This window comes from Bacillus sp. PK6-013 (assembly GCF_054161445.1).
Genome location: NZ_CP096417.1, coordinates 386,505 through 404,072, shown reverse-complemented (window position 1 = coordinate 404,072; position 17,568 = coordinate 386,505). Strand labels below are relative to the sequence as shown.

At 48.7% G+C, this 17,568-nt stretch carries 14 protein-coding genes and 1 pseudogene; 3 read left to right on the top strand and 12 right to left on the bottom strand.

What is annotated here, in order from left to right; genetic code table 11:
- Positions 1-82: 82 nt before the first annotated feature.
- The 8 genes from M1E03_RS01950 to M1E03_RS01915 form a co-directional block, all read right to left on the bottom strand.
- A complete protein-coding gene (locus M1E03_RS01950) occupies positions 83-1,690 on the bottom strand; it encodes a CTP synthase (protein WP_020453291.1) in 1,608 nt (535 codons plus the stop codon).
- 256 nt (positions 1,691-1,946) lie between these two features.
- Positions 1,947-2,465 carry a DNA-directed RNA polymerase subunit delta gene (rpoE, locus tag M1E03_RS01945; RefSeq protein ID WP_023857062.1) on the bottom strand — a complete coding sequence of 173 codons (519 nt, stop codon included), beginning with the start codon at positions 2,463-2,465 and terminating at the stop codon, positions 1,947-1,949.
- A 155-nt stretch (positions 2,466-2,620) separates the two neighbouring features.
- A complete protein-coding gene (locus M1E03_RS01940; protein ID WP_164468295.1) occupies positions 2,621-2,767 on the bottom strand; it encodes a hypothetical protein in 147 nt (48 codons plus the stop codon).
- Positions 2,767-3,906, bottom strand: coding sequence for an acyl-CoA dehydrogenase (locus tag M1E03_RS01935; protein WP_025810636.1), 1,140 nt, complete (start codon positions 3,904-3,906; stop codon positions 2,767-2,769). The genes M1E03_RS01940 and M1E03_RS01935 overlap by 1 nt, the downstream gene beginning before the upstream one ends.
- A 12-nt stretch (positions 3,907-3,918) precedes the next feature.
- Positions 3,919-5,049 (bottom strand): acyl-CoA dehydrogenase family protein, encoded by a 1,131-nt coding sequence (locus M1E03_RS01930; RefSeq protein ID WP_025810635.1) that lies wholly within the window; start codon positions 5,047-5,049, stop codon positions 3,919-3,921.
- Between the two features lie 12 nt (positions 5,050-5,061).
- Positions 5,062-5,925 carry a 3-hydroxybutyryl-CoA dehydrogenase gene (locus tag M1E03_RS01925; RefSeq protein WP_023857058.1) on the bottom strand — a complete coding sequence of 288 codons (864 nt, stop codon included), beginning with the start codon at positions 5,923-5,925 and terminating at the stop codon, positions 5,062-5,064.
- A 16-nt stretch (positions 5,926-5,941) separates the two neighbouring features.
- On the bottom strand, positions 5,942-7,120 hold the full coding sequence (locus M1E03_RS01920; protein WP_103749417.1) for an acetyl-CoA C-acetyltransferase: 1,179 nt from the start codon (positions 7,118-7,120) through the stop codon (positions 5,942-5,944).
- A 97-nt stretch (positions 7,121-7,217) separates the two neighbouring features.
- The gene (locus M1E03_RS01915; RefSeq protein WP_458110642.1) at positions 7,218-9,332 is read right to left on the bottom strand and encodes a (Fe-S)-binding protein; all 2,115 of its coding nucleotides are present in this window, start codon (positions 9,330-9,332) and stop codon (positions 7,218-7,220) included.
- Positions 9,333-9,472: 140 nt separating this feature from the next.
- Here M1E03_RS01915 and cls point away from each other — a divergent pair.
- Positions 9,473-10,673 (top strand): annotated as a pseudogene (gene cls / locus M1E03_RS01910) (cardiolipin synthase).
- Positions 10,674-10,746: 73 nt separating this feature from the next.
- Positions 10,747-11,013 (top strand): hypothetical protein, encoded by a 267-nt coding sequence (locus M1E03_RS01905; protein ID WP_023857054.1) that lies wholly within the window; start codon positions 10,747-10,749, stop codon positions 11,011-11,013.
- 85 nt (positions 11,014-11,098) lie between these two features.
- On the opposite strand, the gene argS is transcribed toward M1E03_RS01905, so the two are convergent.
- From argS to speE, 4 genes are all read right to left on the bottom strand, one after another.
- A complete protein-coding gene (gene argS, locus M1E03_RS01900; protein ID WP_458110641.1) occupies positions 11,099-12,769 on the bottom strand; it encodes an arginine--tRNA ligase in 1,671 nt (556 codons plus the stop codon).
- Entirely contained in the window at positions 12,766-13,194 is a 429-nt protein-coding gene (locus M1E03_RS01895) for a YwiB family protein (RefSeq protein WP_023857052.1), read from the bottom strand. Before M1E03_RS01895 ends, argS begins: the two co-directional genes overlap by 4 nt.
- Positions 13,195-13,349: 155 nt before the next feature.
- On the bottom strand, positions 13,350-14,222 hold the full coding sequence (gene speB, locus M1E03_RS01890; protein ID WP_023857051.1) for an agmatinase: 873 nt from the start codon (positions 14,220-14,222) through the stop codon (positions 13,350-13,352).
- A 54-nt stretch (positions 14,223-14,276) separates the two neighbouring features.
- Positions 14,277-15,107: a spermidine synthase gene (gene speE / locus M1E03_RS01885; RefSeq protein WP_023857050.1), complete on the bottom strand. Its 831-nt coding sequence runs from the start codon at positions 15,105-15,107 to the stop codon at positions 14,277-14,279.
- A 368-nt stretch (positions 15,108-15,475) separates the two neighbouring features.
- On the opposite strand from speE, the gene M1E03_RS01880 reads away from it, so the two are divergent.
- The gene (locus M1E03_RS01880) at positions 15,476-17,548 is read left to right on the top strand and encodes a transglycosylase domain-containing protein (protein WP_458110640.1); all 2,073 of its coding nucleotides are present in this window, start codon (positions 15,476-15,478) and stop codon (positions 17,546-17,548) included.
- Positions 17,549-17,568: the final 20 nt, after the last annotated feature.

Below are 17,568 nucleotides of genomic sequence, written 5' to 3'. Positions count from 1 at the left end.
GTACCAGTTCGGGCCGCCATTATCACCAGAAAAATCCAAAAAAGGCCTGCCGGCGTGATGTGCCGGCAGGCCTTTTTCTTTTTTACAGCTTTTCCGAAGTCTTCAGCGAAGCATGTACGAAGTCTCTGAACAGAGCCTGAGGTCTTGTCGGTCTTGACGTGAATTCAGGGTGGAACTGAGACGCGACAAACCATGGATGATCTTTAAGCTCGATAATCTCCACGAGACGGCCGTCAGGGCTTGTCCCGGAAAATACAAATCCGGCTTCTTCCATCTGCTGTCTGAATTCGTTGTTGAATTCATAGCGGTGGCGGTGGCGTTCATAGACCACTTCATTTTCATATGCCTGATACGCTTTCGACCCTTCTTGAAGCTTGCATGGATAAAGTCCGAGACGCAGTGTTCCGCCAAGGTCTTCAATGTCCTTTTGTTCAGGGAGAAGGTCGATAATCGGATACGGTGTGGAAGGATCGATTTCGGCTGAGTGCGCTCCTTCAAGACCGAGCACATTTCTTGCGTATTCAATCGATGCCACCTGCATTCCGAGGCAAATGCCGAAGAACGGAATCTTTTGTTCGCGGGCATATTTGACTGTCGTGATTTTCCCTTCAACACCGCGGTCTCCAAATCCGCCCGGCACAAGAATACCATCCGCATTCTGAACAAGATCGGCAACGTTGTCTTCCGTCACTTCTTCCGCATTGATCCATTTAACCTGAATGTCTGCGTCAAACGCATAACCCGCATGGCGAAGCGATTCCACAACTGAAATGTAGGCATCCGGGAGCTCGACGTATTTACCAACCAAAGCGATTGTCACCGTTTTGGACAGACTTTTCACCTTTTTGACAAGTTCTTTCCATTCTTCCATATCGGCTTCTCTGCAATCCAGCTTCAAGTGGCTGCAGACTAAGCTGTCCAGCCCTTGTTTTTGCAGGTCGAGAGGAATGGAGTAGAGCGTATCCGCATCGCCGGCCTCGATGACGGCTTTAGGATCGATGTCGCAGAACAGCGCGATTTTATCTTTCATGTCCTGAGAAATCGGCATTTCTGTTCTCACGACGATGACATTTGGCTGAATGCCGAGGCTGCGCAGTTCTTTTACGCTGTGCTGAGTCGGCTTTGTTTTCATTTCTCCCGCCGCTTTAAGATATGGAACTAGCGTACAGTGAATGTACATCACATTGTCGCGGCCGACATCGCTCTTGATCTGGCGGATCGCTTCAAGAAACGGCAGCGATTCGATATCACCGACGGTTCCGCCGATTTCGGTGATCACGACATCAGCGCCCGTTTCTTTTCCGGCGCGGAATACGCGGTCTTTAATTTCATTTGTGATATGAGGTATAACCTGTACGGTACCGCCTAAATAATCGCCTCTGCGCTCTTTTTTCAGCACCGTGGAATAGATTTTTCCTGTTGTCACGTTGCTGTATTTATTTAAATTGATGTCGATGAAGCGCTCATAGTGGCCGAGGTCAAGATCCGTTTCCGCACCGTCGTCGGTTACGAACACTTCACCGTGCTGATACGGGCTCATTGTCCCCGGGTCTACGTTGATATACGGGTCAAATTTTTGAATGGTGACATTCAAACCTCTGTTCTTCAGCAGGCGGCCGAGCGAAGACGCCGTAATTCCTTTTCCAAGCGAGGATACAACTCCTCCGGTTACAAAGATATATTTTGTCATTTCTGTACCCCTCTCTTCGATTAACGCTTATTCCTTAAAATGCTCTTTTTATGAAAAATCATTTAGATCTTTTCTAAATGATTTAAATGATAAGGAGGCGGAAAAACAAGAAAGCTCCCTTTCAATTTCTTGAAAGGGAGCTGATAGTCCGTATCACTCGAATCTCTTCGTTTTGAAGAGCCCAAAATACATACTACATAGTTCGCCTGTGAAAGTCAAGATCGATTTAAACATGAATTCCGTTCAGGCGGCAAAATTACTCCTCGTCTTCCTCTTCTTCAAAATCTTCATCATCATCGTCCAGGATCTCGTCTTCAAGATCATCCAGTTCATCATCGTCGGCTTCATCGATTTCTTCGAATTCATCGGCGGCAATGTCCAAGTCGTCTTCGACATCGTCAAGAAGAATATCATCCTCGTCGATTTCTTCGAATTCGTCAAGATCAAGATCTTCTTCAACCACTTTTTTCGCTTTTTTCTTTTTCGCTTTTACAGTCGGTTGTGTTTCTTCATCAAGCTGATCATACGGATACCAGCTGCGCAGGCCCCACGTTTGGTCTGACAGCGCCAAAAAGCGTCCGTCGATATTTAAATCTGTGTAGAACTGGGCGATGCGGTCTTCCAGCTCTTCTTTCCCCATTCCAAGCAAGGAAGCCACTTGATCTGTTAGCTCCTGGAATGTAATCGGTTTTTTGTGTTCCGAAAAAATTTCGTATGCGATTTCAACTAAAGCCATTTCCTTTAGCTGTTCCTCTGAGTATTGTTTCAAACTCATCGCCAGACACTCCCTTTCTATCTTCATGTATGTATCTACTATCTCTGTCATAGAAAATAAGCATGTAATCCCTGTCTTTACGACAAACCATACCTCTCATTATAAACAAAAGAAATCACTTTATGCCACCTTTATTCCCGTTAATTCAATAATTTTTACCTGTTGCATTGGAAATCGGCGGCAAGCGGGATTGAAACATAGAACAGCCGGGAGCGTCCGGCCCCTTGAAAACGAAAAAACTGCGTCGGCGGCCTGTCCGCCGGCAGCAGTCCAAACCGTGCCAGACGGCTGTTTTCCGCCATTATTTCATCAGCATTCTCGAAATGACGAGCTTCTGTATTTCCTGCGTTCCTTCATAGATTTGAGTGATTTTTGCATCGCGCATAAAGCGCTCGACCGGATAATCCTTTGTGTAGCCGTATCCGCCGAATATTTGCACGGCCTCCGTCGTCACTTTCATAGCCGTATCCCCTGCATATAGCTTCGACATCGCGGAAGCTTTTCCATAAGGCAGCCCCTCTGATTCCAGCCATGCCGCCTGGTAGGTTAAAAGCCTTGAAGCTTCAATCTCCGTCGCCATATCAGCCAGTTTAAAAGCGATGCCCTGCTGCTCGGCGATCGGCCTGCCGAATTGCTTCCGCTCTTTCGCATACGCCTTCGCCGCCTCAAATGCACCCTGGGCAATCCCGACGGCTTGAGCGGCAATTCCGTTTCTTCCTCCATCAAGCGTCTGCATTGCGATTTTAAAGCCTTCACCTTCCCCGCCAAGGCGGTTTTTTAAAGGCACGCGGCAGTCCTGAAAGATAATTTCGGTTGTCGGCGATGAACGGACGCCCAGCTTCCTTTCTTTTTTTCCGACAGAAAAACCGGGAAAATCCTTTTCAACGATAAAAGCGGTTGTGCCTTTGTGCTTCTGTTCCGGTGCAAGGTTGGCAAACACGATGTAGATGTCTGCAATTCCGCCGTTTGTGATAAAGATCTTCGTTCCATTTAAAATATAATCATCACCATTTCTGACCGCGGTCGTTTTCATGCCGCCGGCATCAGAGCCTGAACCGGGCTCCGTCAATCCGTAGGCGCCTATCTTTTCACCGCGGGCCATCGGCTTTAAGTATTCATGCTTCTGTTCTTCCGTTCCAAATGCATAAATCGGCCAGCCTGCAAGCGAAGTATGTGCTGACAAGGTGACGCCCGTTGAGGCGCAGACTTTCGAAAGCTCTTCTACTGCGATGACATAGGCGAGGTAGTCACTGCCGATCCCCCCGTATTCCTCAGGCCACGGTATTCCCGTCAACCCCAATTCCGCCATTTTGGAAAACAGTTCCATGTCAAACCGCTCTTCCTCATCCCGCTCCTTTGCAGTCGGCTCCACCTCTTGACGGGCAAAGTCGCGCACCATCTTCTGTATCATTTGGTGCTCTTCACTCAGCTTAAAGATCATTCTTTTCCCCCCTTATAAATGCTTACCGATGACGATCCGCTGGATCTCGCTTGTGCCCTCATAAATTTCACACACTTTCGCATCCCTGAAATATCGTTCAGCGCTGAAATCCTTTGTATATCCAAAATCTCCGAGCAGCTGCACGGCCTCTCCGGCGACATACATTGCCGTTTCCGAAGTGAACAGTTTGGCCATTGAAGCAGCCTTTCCCGTCTGGACGCCTTGTTGTTTCAGCGAAGCGGCCTGATAAACGAGAAGCCTGGCAGCCTCTGTCCTCGCCGCCATGTCGGCCAGCTTAAAAGCAAGCCCTTGTCCGTTCTTATACAGCTCTCCGTCCGGATACCGTATTTTTAGAAATTCGATGGCTTCAGAAAGCGCTCCTTCGGCGATGCCCAGAGCCTGCGCCGCAATTCCGATCCGCCCGGTATCCAGATTGGAAAGGGCCATTTTGAATCCTTTACCTTCCTTCCCCAGCAGCTGCCGGGCGGGGATGACAGCGTTATCAAAATTTAAAGTGACCGTCAGTGAACCGTGAAGCCCCATTTTCTCTTCATTTTTCCCAATAAAAAAGCCCGGCGTGCCCTTCTCCACGATAAAAGCCGAAATGCCCCCCGTTCCCGCTTTCGGATCGGTTGAAGCAAAAACAAGATAAATGTCGGCTGCTCCGCCGTTTGTGATAAAAACTTTCGTACCGTTGAGCACATAGGTATCGCCGCGCTTTTCGGCCCTGGTTTTTAGACTGCCCGCATCGGAACCGGCACTCGGTTCGGTTAAACAAAAGGCTCCCAAGTACTGCCCTGCTGCCAGCTTTTTAACATAATGTTCTTTTTGCCGCTCATTTCCGTATAAAAGAATGGGAATGGTGACAATTGACGTGTGTACAGATAGAACCGCGCCAAGAACGGCGCTTTTCTTTGACAGCTCATGGATGATCATTATATAGGTGATAAAGTCATGACCGGCCCCGCTGTACTTAGCCGGAATCGGAAGCCCCATCCAGCCGCGCTCCGCCATTTTCTTCAAAAGAGAGGTTGGAAAACGCCCTTTCTCCATTTCAGGTACAAAAGGAGCGACCTCCTGTTTAACAAATTGCCTGACAATCTTCTGCATGCGGGTCTGCTCTTCTGTAAACTGAAAATTCAAGGTCACCCCTCCTTATGTCGGCTGCTTTTCGTACGTATAAAACCCTCTGCCCGTTTTCTTTCCGAGACGTCCTGCGCTGACATATTGTTTAAGGAGCGGACAAGGCCGGTATTTATCATCGCCAAAACCTTCATGCAACGTCTCCATAATATACAGACACGTATCCAGACCAATCAGGTCAGCGAGAGCCAGCGGACCCATCGGATGGTTCATGCCAAGCTTCATGATTCCGTCTATGCTTTCTTTCTCGGCGACGCCTTCATAAAGCGCAAAAACCGCCTCGTTAATCATCGGCATTAAAATGCGGTTGGAGATAAATCCCGGAAAATCCCGCACCTCGATCGGAACCTTGTTCATCCGCTCCGCCGCAGCCACGACGGTTTCATATGTTTCGCCGCTCGTCTCAAGCCCCCTGATGACCTCGACAAGCTGCATGACCGGAACCGGGTTCATAAAATGCATGCCGATGACATTTTGAGGTTTTTTCGTGACGGAAGCGAGTTCCGTAATCGACAATGACGATGTATTTGATGCCAATAGGGCTGAGTCTTCGGTCACTTCATCAAGCCGTTTGAAAATCTCTTTTTTTACATCCATTTGCTCAACAGCCGCTTCAATGATGAGAAAAGCTTCCCGCGCATCGTCGAGCGAAGCCGAAGGAGAAAGACGCTGGTAGATTTGCTGTACGTCTCCATGCGGAAGCTTGCCTTTTTCCGCCTGTCTGACTAGCTGGCCGGAAATGCGCTTCATTCCCTTTTCAATTTGGTCAGGTGATACGTCGTACATGTAAACATTGTATCCGGCCTGGGCAGAGACCTGGGCGATCCCGGCCCCCATCTGGCCGGCTCCGATGACCATGATCGTGTCTTTTTTCATTTAAAATCCCCCTTTTTTATACCTCGATCATCACGGCGTCTCCCTGACCGCCGCCGCTGCAAATGGCAGCAATACCTGTACCGCCGCCGCGCCGTTTTAATTCGTACATAAGCGTCAAAATGATTCTTGCCCCGCTCGCGCCGATCGGATGACCTAGCGCAATGGCGCCGCCGTTGACATTGACCTTCTCCATGTCAAGGCCCACGATCTTTCCGCTTGCCAAAGCTACCGCGGCGAACGCTTCATTGATTTCAAACAGTTTGATATCAGAAAGCTCAGCTCCGGTTTTGTTAAGCAGTTCTCTGATGACAAGCCCTGGGGTTTTCGGGAAGTCTTTGGCTTCGACTGCAATGGATGTGTGCGCTTTAATGACGGCGGACACATTCACATTGAGTTCCTTTGCCCTGTCTTCATTCATCACGATAAGCGAGCATGCTCCGTCATTTACCCCCGGCGCGTTTCCCGCAGTAATTGTCCCGTCGTGGTCAAAAACCGGAGCAAGCTGTGACAGCCTTTCCAATGACGTATCGCGCCGCGGAGCTTCATCTTGATCAACCGTTAATTCGCCGCCCCGCTTCTGCGGTATACAAACAGGGACGATCTCTTCTCCGAGCGCACCTGAAGCTGCAGCCTGTACGGCCCGCATGTGGCTCCTGAGCGCCCATCGATCCTGTTCTTCTCTTGCAATCTCCAACTCTTTCGCAGCGGCATTTCCGTAGGAGCCCATATGAACACCCGTAAATGAGCATGTCAGCCCGTCTGTGATCATCAAATCTTTAACCGCTCCGTCTCCCATTCTCAGCCCCCATCTCGCTTTTTGAAGCAGATAAGGGGCATTTGACATCGATTCCATACCTCCTGCTGCAATGACCTCCGCATCACCGGCCCGGATGATCTGATCCGCCATTGTGACGCTTCTTAAACCTGAAGCGCACACTTTATTAATCGTTTCCGCTTTGACATCCCACGGCAGTCCCGCAAAACGCGCAGCCTGTCTCGACGGCAGCTGCCCCTGTCCGCCTTGAAGAACGGAACCCATAATGACTTCATCGACATCCTCAGGATGTACACCGGAACGTTTTAATGCTTCTTTTACGGCGATTCCGCCGAGCTCCGCTGCCGTCTTTGACTGAAGCGCTCCCCCGAGTTTTCCAAAAGGCGTGCGCGCGCCGCCTGCAATAACCGATCTCGCCACCTGACATCCTCTCCCCTTATCATGATTTGTGCATACCGAAGATAAAAGAAGGCGGAGATCCGGCTCACACCTTCTTTATTCAAAACCTGAAATCCGTCTATGAAGCATGTTCTTTTTGTTCTGAGCCGAATACGGCGCGTTCAAGCAGCTCCGCCACATCGTAGGTGCCGACCTGATCCTCCATTTCCTTGGCTTTTGTTCCGTCGCCTAGCATCGTCAAACAATACGGACAGCCCGAACTGATGACAGAAGGTGAAGCGCTGAGCGCCTGCTCCGTTCTGGCAACGTTGATCCTTGTGCCCGTCTCTTCCTCCATCCACATGAGACCGCCCCCCGCTCCGCAGCACATTCCGTTTTCACGGCTGCGTTCCATTTCCACTAAATGGATGCCCGGAATGGAGCGCAGAATATCGCGCGGCGGTTCGTAAACCTCATTGTAGCGGCCCAAATAGCATGAATCATGAAAGGTGACGGTTTCGCGAACCGGAAACTCAGGTTTCAGCCTTCCTTCTTCAATAAGGGCAGCGAGAATTTCTGTATGATGATACACCTCCGCTTTCAGACCAAAATCAGGATATTCATTTTTAAAAATATTGTATGCATGCGGATCGATGGTTACAATTTTTCGAACATCATTTTTTTCAAATTCTTCAATATTTTTTGCGGCAAGCTCCTGGAATAAAAACTCGTTGCCAAGCCGCCTCGGCGTATCGCCTGAATTTTTTTCTTTATTGCCTAAAATCGCGAACGTGACCCCGGCTTGATTGAGAAGGCGCGCGAAAGCCATGGCGATCTTCTGGCTTCTCCGGTCATACGATCCCATCGACCCGACCCAGAACAGGTATTCAAAGGCCTCGCCTTTTTTCTTCATTTCTTTCACTGTCGGCACCTTAACGTCGTCTCTCATGTCACGCCAGTTTTCGCGTTCTTTTCTGTTTAATCCCCAAGGGTTACCCTGTCTTTCAATGCTCGTCATGGCGCGCTGGGCATCTGCATCCATTTTTCCTTCTGTGAGCACGAGATAGCGGCGGAGATCGATGACCTTGTCGACGTGCTCATTCATGACCGGGCACTGATCTTCACAATTCCGGCACGTTGTGCATGCCCAAATTTCCTCTTCGGTGATGATGTCGCCGATTAAGCTCGGATTGTATAGCTCTGAAGCAGCCGCTTCTCTTGATCCTTCTCCTCCCGCCGCCATGGCCAGCTGGTTGCCTTTCGTATGCTGAAAGAGAGGCGCGGGAACCCAAGGCGTTTTCGATGTTACTGCTGCTCCCTTTTCTGTCAAATGGTCTCTGAGCCGCAAAATCAGATCCATCGGCGAAAGCATCTTGCCTGTTCCGGTAGCCGGGCACATATTGGTACAGCGCCCGCATTCAACGCACGCGTAAAGATCGATCAGCTGGGATTGCCTGAATTCCTCGATCCGTCCGACGCCGAACGTTTCTTTTGTTTCATCTTCAAAATCGATTTTTTGAAGCTTTCCCGGGTTTGTCAGCCGGCTGAAAAATACGTTTGCCGGTCCGGCAATTAAGTGGGCGTGCTTTGACTGCGGCACATAGACTAAAAATGTCAGTAAGATAAGAAGATGCGCCCACCATGCCGCATAGAACACTGCCGCTGAGGCGGTTTCTCCCATGAAGCCGAGGGCAAAAGCGATGCCTGATGCCATCGGTTCGTGCCATGATAATGAATGTTCATGCCAGATCATGTTCATACCGTTTCCGAGTAAAACGGTAAACATCAAGCCGCCGATCAGCATGAGTACGATCCCCGACTTCAAATTGCGCTTCAGTCTGACGAGTTTTTCAATATAGCGCCTGTGAAAGGCCAAGACCACCGCAATTAAAATCATCAACGTGACGATTTCCTGAAAAAACGTAAACGCCGGGTAGACGCTGCCAAGCGGAAGTCCTTGATCGGGAACGAGCCCTTTCAAAATAAAATCGATCGCTCCGAACTGAACGAGAATAAAGCCGTAAAAAAACATGACGTGGATAATGCCGCTTTTTTTATCTTTAAGCAGTTTCTTTTGGCCGAACACGTTCTCCCATATCTTTTGAAGGCGCTCCTTCGTCCGCTTATCAAAATCCTCTTTTTGTCCGAGCCTGATGTAACTGATTCTCGTTCGGATCAAGTAGACAAACAGATAAACGGCGTAAGCGGTTACACCTAAAAACGCAATGAAATTCAACCACAATAAGACATTCATCAGCTGCTCCCCCTTTCATTTCCCCAACCTTAAATCCCCTTGAACTACCTTTATCTTAAATAATGAATGAGTGTTCAGTCAATATGTTTTCATAAATGCAGGAAATTAGGGGGACACTATTCTTTACACGAAAAAAGGGAGTGTCTTCATTGGTGCCGCTTATGATTATGGTATGTTTTCTCATCCTGCTTCTTGCGCTCGATTTCCGTTTCGGCCGCAAAGCCTTTGAAAGGAAAGCCTACGAACCCGTTTTTTCAGAGAAGAAAAGCGATATTGAACTGATTCATAACGGAGAAGACTTGTGTGAGCGGCTGCTGGATGACATCCGCCAGGCCGAATCGTCGGTGCATGTCATGTTTTATATTGTGAAGAACGATGATATCAGCCTTGAATTTTTAAAAATGCTGAAGGATAAAGCGAAAGCCGGCGTATGCGTACGCTTGCTGATTGACCGGATCGGCGCGATGAAGGTAAAGAAAAAAACGCTGTCAGACTTGAAACAAAGCGGAGCGCACGTTTTTTTTTGTCAACAATCCGGGCTTCCCTTATTTCTTTTATCGACTGAATGCAAGAAATCACCGGAAAATCGCCGTCATAGACGGAAAGATCGGCTATGTGGGCGGATTTAACATTGCGAAAGAATACCTTGGTAAAAAAGCGGAATTCGGCCCGTGGAAGGATTACCATTTGCGAATGACGGGGGAAGGTGTTGCCGACTTGCAGCACATTTTTTTATCAGACTTCAATAGAGAAGCGCCGCTATCACAGCCGGACAGCGGTATGTTCCCGCCGCTCCATCAAGGAGCTGTCACCCATTCGATACATGCGACAAAAGGGTTTTCTCTGGAAGGAAAATACATTTCATTTATTGATCAGGCAAAAGAAAGAATCATGATTTGCACGCCGTACTATATTCCGAGTCCGGCTTTGCAGCAAGCAGTTCTTTCAGCCAGGGAAAGAGGCGTGATCGTCTCGGTTCTCGTGCCGATGAAAGCCGACCATCCGCTTGTCAAAGAGGCCGCCTACACGAACTTTCCCGCACTTTTGGAGGCGGGTTGCTATATTTACCGGTACTACAGAGGCTTTTATCATGCAAAAGCATTGATCGTCGACGACCGGCATGTGATGATCGGAACATCAAATTTTGACAATCGAAGCCTGTTTCTCAATGATGAAGTGAATGTCGTCATCCATGATAAAGACTGGACAAAACAATTCTTTGACGTCGTCAAGGAAAGTATTGAACACGCCGAGCTTCTGACAAAGGAGCGGTATGCGAAGCGGCCGGTGATGCAGCGGCCCATCGAATGGCTGGCGAAATCGATTTCATATTTTTTATGAATCGTACGTTTATCCTGCATAACATGCGGGTAACATTTCACCAAAGTGATGATTACATACGGAGGGATATATGATGAACCAAGCAGAGTCGATTAAGCTCCGCGCACAATCGATGACATTAAAAAACTTGATTGAGCTGTACAGACTTTGCCGCTCAGCCAGACATCAGCTTTATATATGCTCAAGAAAAACAATGTGCAAAATTAAAGATTTAATTGAACTGGAAATGTTCAGAATGGCCAATCGCGAAAATGAGTGCCTGATTGTCATCGAAGGGAAGATGGCGCAGGAGTTAGTAAGAAAAGCACAATCGATTCTTTCTGACGCTCAAGTTCAATAAGGGAAGGCGACGGACCTTCCTTGTGTGAGACGCCTCCTCACCAAATCAAGAAAAAATCCCCCGTTCAAAGGACGGGGGATTCGTTTTACATTTTTTCAGGAGCTGATACGCCGATCAGCTTGAGTGCATTATTTAATGTGATTTGTGTTGCCTTCATCAATGATAAACGCGCTCGGCTTTTTTCTTCATCTGCCGGATCGAGAACTTTCTCAGCATTGTAAAAACTGTGGAGCACAGATGCCAATTCAAAAATATAGTTTGTAATGCGGTGCGGAATCCGCTTCTCTGCGGCATCGGCGACAGCCTCAGGGAACGAGCCGATCACTTTAAGCAGATCATACTCTTTTTCAGAAGCGATTTTCGTCAGGTCAAGGTTCCCTTCAAATGAAATACCTTTTTCTTCGCCTTGTCGCAGCATGCTGCAAATTCTCGCATGAGCGTACTGCGCGTAGTAAACCGGGTTTTCATTCGATGTGGAGACAGCCAGGTCAAGATCAAAGTCCATGTGCGTATCGGCGCTGCGCATCGCAAAGAAGTAACGCACCGCGTCAAGGCCGACCTCATCAATGAGATCGCGCATTGTCACAGCTTTTCCGGTTCTTTTGCTCATCTTCATTTTTTCGCCGTTCTTGTAGAGATGGACGAGCTGGATGATCTCGACCTCAAGCGTTTCTTTGTCATAACCGAGCGCTTCAATGGCCGCTTTCATGCGCGGGATATAGCCGTGATGGTCCGCTCCCCATACGTTGATCAGCTTTTGGAAGCCGCGGTCAAGCTTGTCTTTGTGATAAGCGATGTCAGGCAGAAGATACGTGTAGGACCCGTCTTTTTTGATCAGGACGCGGTCTTTGTCATCGCCGAACGCCGTCGAGCGGAACCATGTCGCCCCGTCTTCTTCATAGATGTGCCCTTTTTCGCGAAGGGCTTCGAGCGCCTGATCGATCTTTCCGTTTTGGTAAAGCGATGTCTCTGAGTACCAGACATCAAATGGGACACGGAAATTCTCGAGGTCTTCACGAAGTTTGCCTAATTCGTACTTTAAGCCGTATTCACGGAAAAACGCGAGGCGTTCGCTCTCTTCTTCATGAACAAAACGGTCGCCGAATTCATCGGCGAGCTTTCGGCCGATTTCCTTAATGTCTTCGCCGTGATATCCGTCTTCAGGCATCGGCTTGTCTTTTCCAAGCGCCTGAAAGTAACGGGCCTCGACGGATAATGCGAGATTGTTGATTTGATTGCCGGCATCGTTGATGTAATATTCGCGGCTCACTTCATACCCCGCTTTTTCAAGTACATTGCAGAGAGAATCTCCGACAGCGGCTCCGCGGGCATGTCCAAGATGCAGGTTGCCCGTCGGGTTTGCTGAGACGAATTCCACCTGAACGCGTTCTCCGCCTCCGATATTTGTTTCACCGTAGGCCTCTCCTGCTTCAAGCACAGCCGGAATGAGCTTCGTTAAATATTGATTGTTCATGTAGAAATTGATAAAACCCGGTCCTGCGATATCAAGTTTGTCGATCGACGCTTTTCTTTTATCAAAGGATGCGACGATTTCCTCGGCAATATTCCGCGGCGCTTTTTTGGCGATTCTCGCCAGCTGCATCGCCATGTTAGTGGAATAGTCTCCATGCGACTTGTCTTTCGGGACTTCCAATACGACTTCGGGAATCTCGCTTTCTGCGGCGAGGCCGGCTTTCATGACAGCTTCTTTAATTTCCTGCTTCAGCACATCTTTCATTTGTTCGACTATGTTCATGACTCGTGTCCTCCTCTATACGAAATCGACATCATATGTAAATGCTTTTGTTCATCGCTTACAATCATATCGTACTCAACGCTGATCTTTCCGTCTGGCGGCTGCCGGGTGACTGATACGGATTTTGTATCCACGCCAAGCTCGAGCCTGCCGAAAGGCATTTTATAATGAGTGACGGTGCGGCTGCCCGGCCTGAAACGCTGTTTCATTTCAATGGCGCCGGAACGCATCACCAGAACTTCGTTTTCGCTTGCTTTTACGATCGTCTTCACCTTTCCCGCATCATGCTCTTCATGATAAGAAAGATATATTTTATCTTTTTTCATATAATAAAACCCAGTTGTCCGGAACTCGATCGTTTCCGTGTCCGATCCTTCCCGGATAACAGATTTCACATGGATATTAACGGGTGTCTCCTGGTTCATTCCGACACTTCCTTTTTTGATCCGATTTGACTTGATTAGTATAATCATTCGGGAAAAAAAGTTCAACCGCTGCTCCTTTATACCATCTTAACAGAACGGACGGGAAGATAAACCATTTTCTAAGAAAAAAGCCGTCCCGAAAAAGGACAGCCTGTTTATTTCACCCAGCCGAGCAGCATTTCGCGAATCAGCTTACTTGCCGTATTTGCGGTTTGTTCCGAATGGTCGTAGACCGGAGCGACCTCAACCAGGTCTCCTCCAACGACGTTGACGTCTGAGCGGGCGATTTCGTGAATCGAAGCGAGCAGCTCTTTTGATGTGATGCCTCCGGCGTCAACCGTACCGGTTCCCGGCGCATGAGCGGGATCTAAGACATCGATGTCAATCGTTACATAAACCGGACGCCCTGCGAGTTTCGGCAGGACGGATTTAAGCGGCTCAAGCACTTCAAATTTGGAAATGTGCATACCGTTTTCGTTTGCCCATTCAAACTCCTCTTTCATACCGGAGCGGATGCCAAATGAATAGACATTGCCGGGACCGATCAGTTCCGCTGCTTTGCGGATCGGCGTCGAATGCGAGAGCGGCTCTCCTTCATAGTCGACGCGGAGATCTGTGTGCGCATCCATATGGATGATGGCAAGATCGGGATATTTTTTATACATCGCTTTAATAACCGGCCATGAAACGAGGTGCTCTCCTCCCATTCCGAGCGGGAATTTTCCTTTTTCTAAAATGCTGTCAACATATTCTTCAATCATGTCGAGGCTCTTCTGCGGGTTCCCGAAAGGCAGCGGGATGTCGCCGGCGTCAAAGAAATGAACCTCGTCAAGCTCCCTGTCCAAATAAGGGCTGTATTCTTCAAGCCCGATGGACACCTCGCGGATTCTCGCCGGACCGAAGCGCGATCCGGGACGGTAGCTGACCGTCCAATCCATCGGCATGCCGTAAAGGATGGCGTCCGCCTCTTCCCAATCGGGGCGGCTTGCGATAAACACCTTGCCGGAATATGCTTCATCAAATCTCATCTTCAAAAACCTCCCTGAAAAAAAGCGCAGAATATCATCCTGCGCCAAACTGTTTTATTTGATTAAATCGCTGACGAATTTCGGAAGGACGAATGCCGCTTTATGAATTTCTTTTGTATAGTATTTCGTCTCAATATCGAAGAAGCGACTGTCCTCCACTTCAAGAGGATCGTATTTTTTCGAACCGATCGTAAACGTCCACAATCCGCTTGGATATGTCGGAATGTTGGCCAAATACAGCTTTGTAATCGGAAAGATCTCTTTTACATCGCGCTGAACGTTAGTGATCAGTTCAGGTGTAAACCAAGGGTTGTCCGTCTGAGCAACAAAAATGCCGTCTTCCTTTAGCGCATTTGCTATGCCGGCGTAAAAGCCTTTTGTAAACAAGTTGACAGCCGGCCCTACAGGCTCGGTTGAATCGACCATGATGACATCGTACTCATTTTCAGATTCTGCAATGTGCATAAAGCCGTCATCGACCTTTACTTCGACGCGCGGATCGTCAAGTTTGCCTGCAATGGAAGGCAAAAATTTCTTAGAGTATTCGATCACCTTGCCGTCGATATCGACAAGCGTCGCTTTTTTGACGCTCGGATGCTTCAAAATTTCACGGATGACGCCGCCGTCTCCGCCGCCGACCACAAGTACATGCTCAGGGTTCGGATGCGTAAACAGGGGCACATGCGCCACCATTTCGTGGTAGACAAATTCATCTTTTTCAGATGTCATGACCATGCCGTCAAGAAACAGCATGTTGCCGAATTCTTCCGTCTCGGCCATTTCGAGCTTTTGAAAGTCCGTCTGCTCTGTATGTAAAGTCTTGTTGATTTTCATCGTAATGCCGAAGTTTTTCGTTTGCTTCTCTGTGTACCAAAGTCCGCTCAAAGCGTCATCTTCCTTTCGTGATAAGCTGTATTTCCATCTATTTTTCTCGCCTGCGGCGACGATTATTCTGCACTGAAGCATCGGCTTTTGCCTAAGGAAAAAGTATAGAGGAATTGCAGGTGATTGTAAAGACGGATCGATTCATTTTCAGGAGTCATTCCATTCCCGACGGCCGTTTTGGGCTGAGCTTGCCACAGATGTACATAAGCTTATTCTGCAGCGGCGACTGCCAAAACTGAGGATTCCTCCGGTTGCTCTGTTAATCGCCTCCTAGAGGGTCTGCGGTTTTTTCCTTCCCGCTTGTTTAAACCCTCCTCTTTTTCCTCATAATGATAAGAACATTTATTTATCCGGGAGGAGATTTGAACATGGACATGATGACGGACAAGCGGGTCCGTTTAACTATCAAGACGATACGCGCATTTTTGTTCATGGGAGCATTGATGCTGATCTTCCTTTCAATCGTTGTCATGACGGTGGTCCTGGCAGCCAAATGGCAAGGCGCTCCTTCGATTCAGGTGCCGAGGTCTACCGTGCTGTATGACGGAAGCGGAAAGCAGATGGGAGAGACGCATTACGGGCAAAAGCGGTACTGGGTTTCGCTGAAAAGCATCAATCCCGCCGTCATCGATGCCACACTTGCCGTTGAAGACCGGAACTTCTTCCGGCACCACGGCTTCGACTATATGAGGATGGGCGGCGCCCTCATCGCCGATCTAAAGGCGATGTCCAAAGTTCAGGGAGCCAGCACCATTACACAGCAATATGCGAGAAACCTCTACCTCGGCCACGATAAAACATGGAAAAGAAAGTGGAATGAAGCTTTTTATACGATACGGCTCGAACAAAACTACACAAAGAAAGATATTTTGGAAGGCTATTTAAATACGATTTATTACGGGCATGGAGCCTACGGAATCGAAGCTGCTTCCCGGATGTATTTTGGCAAACGGGCCAAGGATATCAATGCGGCGGAAGCTGCGATGCTTGCCGGCATTCCAAAGGGTCCTTCCGTTTATTCGCCTTTTGTTAATGAAAAAAAGGCGAAAGAACGCCAGGAAATGATCCTGACAATGATGGAGAAAGAAAACAAGCTGACGAAAAAGCAGGCGGCAGAACTGAAAAAACTGCCGCTCCGCTTTGAAAAACAGGATAAGCAAACAACCGCTAAAACCGCTCCGTACTTTTATGACGAAGCGGTTAAAGAAATCGCGCGCTTGCTGCATTTGACACCGGAGCAAGCAGAAACCGGCGGCTACAACGTATTCACCACGCTCAACCCGCGTCTCCAAAAAATTGCCGAGGACACGATCGAACGCACGATTGATTCGTCATCTGACATTCAGGCAGGGTTTACAGCGATCAATCCGTCCGACGGCAGCGTTCTTGCGCTTGTCGGAGGACGCGACTACGAAAAAAGCCCGTTTAACCGCGTAACCCAGGCTATGCGGCAGCCCGGCTCCACCATGAAGCCTTTCCTTTATTATTCGGCTGTTCAAAACGGTTTTACGCCGGCCACCCGGATGAGGAGCGCGGAAACGACATTTGAGCTCGGGCAAGGCAGCGCTTATTCGCCGAGCAACTATCACGGCTATTACGCAGACGGCCCGATCACTCTTCTTCAGGCCCTGGCTTTGTCCGATAACATTTACGCCGTGAAAACGCACCTTTTCCTCGGCATGGACAAACTGATTGATGCTGCAAAACAATTCGGCATCACGAGCCCGCTGCAAAAAGTGCCGTCGCTTGCGCTCGGAACATCCCCCGTGAAGCCGATTGAAATGGTAAACGGATACGCCATGTTTGCCAATGGCGGAAAAAAAATCGAACCTTCCTTTATTACGAAAATTACCGATTCGAACGGGGAGGTTCTTTACGAAAAACCGAAGCGAAGCAAACAAATCCTTGACCCAAGAGCGGCTTTTATCACGGCCAACATGATGAGCGGAATGTTCGACAAATCACTCAACGGCTATACATCTGTTACCGGGCGGACGATCGCAGATCAGCTGACGCGCCCATACGCCGGAAAATCGGGAACGACCAGCACCGACAGCTGGATGATCGGCTTTTATCCCGGCCTTGCTTCAGGCGTGTGGACGGGATATGACAAAGAGCGGACAATCGATGCCGTCGCAGAGAAAAACTATGCCAAACAAATTTGGGCCAAATTTATGGAAAAAGCGCTTGAAAACGCGCCCGCCGCAGCTTTAAAGCCGCCGGAAGGCGTGAAAGGGATGTATATTGACCCTGCTACAGGCTATGCGGCGGCGCCCAGCTGTCCGTCCAAATATTTCGCTTATTTTATCGAAGGTACTGAACCCGAGCAGATTTGCTACGGAAAAGAAATCTATAAGGATCAAAAAGCCGGGCGCGAAAAACCCGCCGCTCCCCACAAGCGGAAAAAGTGGTGGGAAAAATGGTTTAAAAAAGAAGAATAAACTTTTGGGCGGGATAGACG

Bases quoted from the DNA above. Each gene is read 5' to 3' on its own strand.
- M1E03_RS01950 (WP_020453291.1), bottom strand. From the start codon at position 1,690: ATGACAAAATATATCTTTGTAACCGGAGGAGTTGTATCCTCGCTTGGA.
- rpoE (WP_023857062.1), bottom strand. From the start codon at position 2,465: ATGAGTTTGAAACAATACTCAGAGGAACAGCTAAAGGAAATGGCTTTA.
- M1E03_RS01940 (WP_164468295.1), bottom strand. From the start codon at position 2,767: ATGGCGGAAAACAGCCGTCTGGCACGGTTTGGACTGCTGCCGGCGGAC.
- M1E03_RS01935 (WP_025810636.1), bottom strand. From the start codon at position 3,906: ATGATCTTTAAGCTGAGTGAAGAGCACCAAATGATACAGAAGATGGTG.
- M1E03_RS01925 (WP_023857058.1), bottom strand. From the start codon at position 5,925: ATGAAAAAAGACACGATCATGGTCATCGGAGCCGGCCAGATGGGGGCC.
- M1E03_RS01915 (WP_458110642.1), bottom strand. From the start codon at position 9,332: ATGAATGTCTTATTGTGGTTGAATTTCATTGCGTTTTTAGGTGTAACC.
- M1E03_RS01905 (WP_023857054.1), top strand. From the start codon at position 10,747: ATGAACCAAGCAGAGTCGATTAAGCTCCGCGCACAATCGATGACATTA.
- argS (WP_458110641.1), bottom strand. From the start codon at position 12,769: ATGAACATAGTCGAACAAATGAAAGATGTGCTGAAGCAGGAAATTAAA.
- M1E03_RS01895 (WP_023857052.1), bottom strand. From the start codon at position 13,194: ATGAACCAGGAGACACCCGTTAATATCCATGTGAAATCTGTTATCCGG.
- speB (WP_023857051.1), bottom strand. From the start codon at position 14,222: ATGAGATTTGATGAAGCATATTCCGGCAAGGTGTTTATCGCAAGCCGC.
- M1E03_RS01880 (WP_458110640.1), top strand. From the start codon at position 15,476: ATGGACATGATGACGGACAAGCGGGTCCGTTTAACTATCAAGACGATA.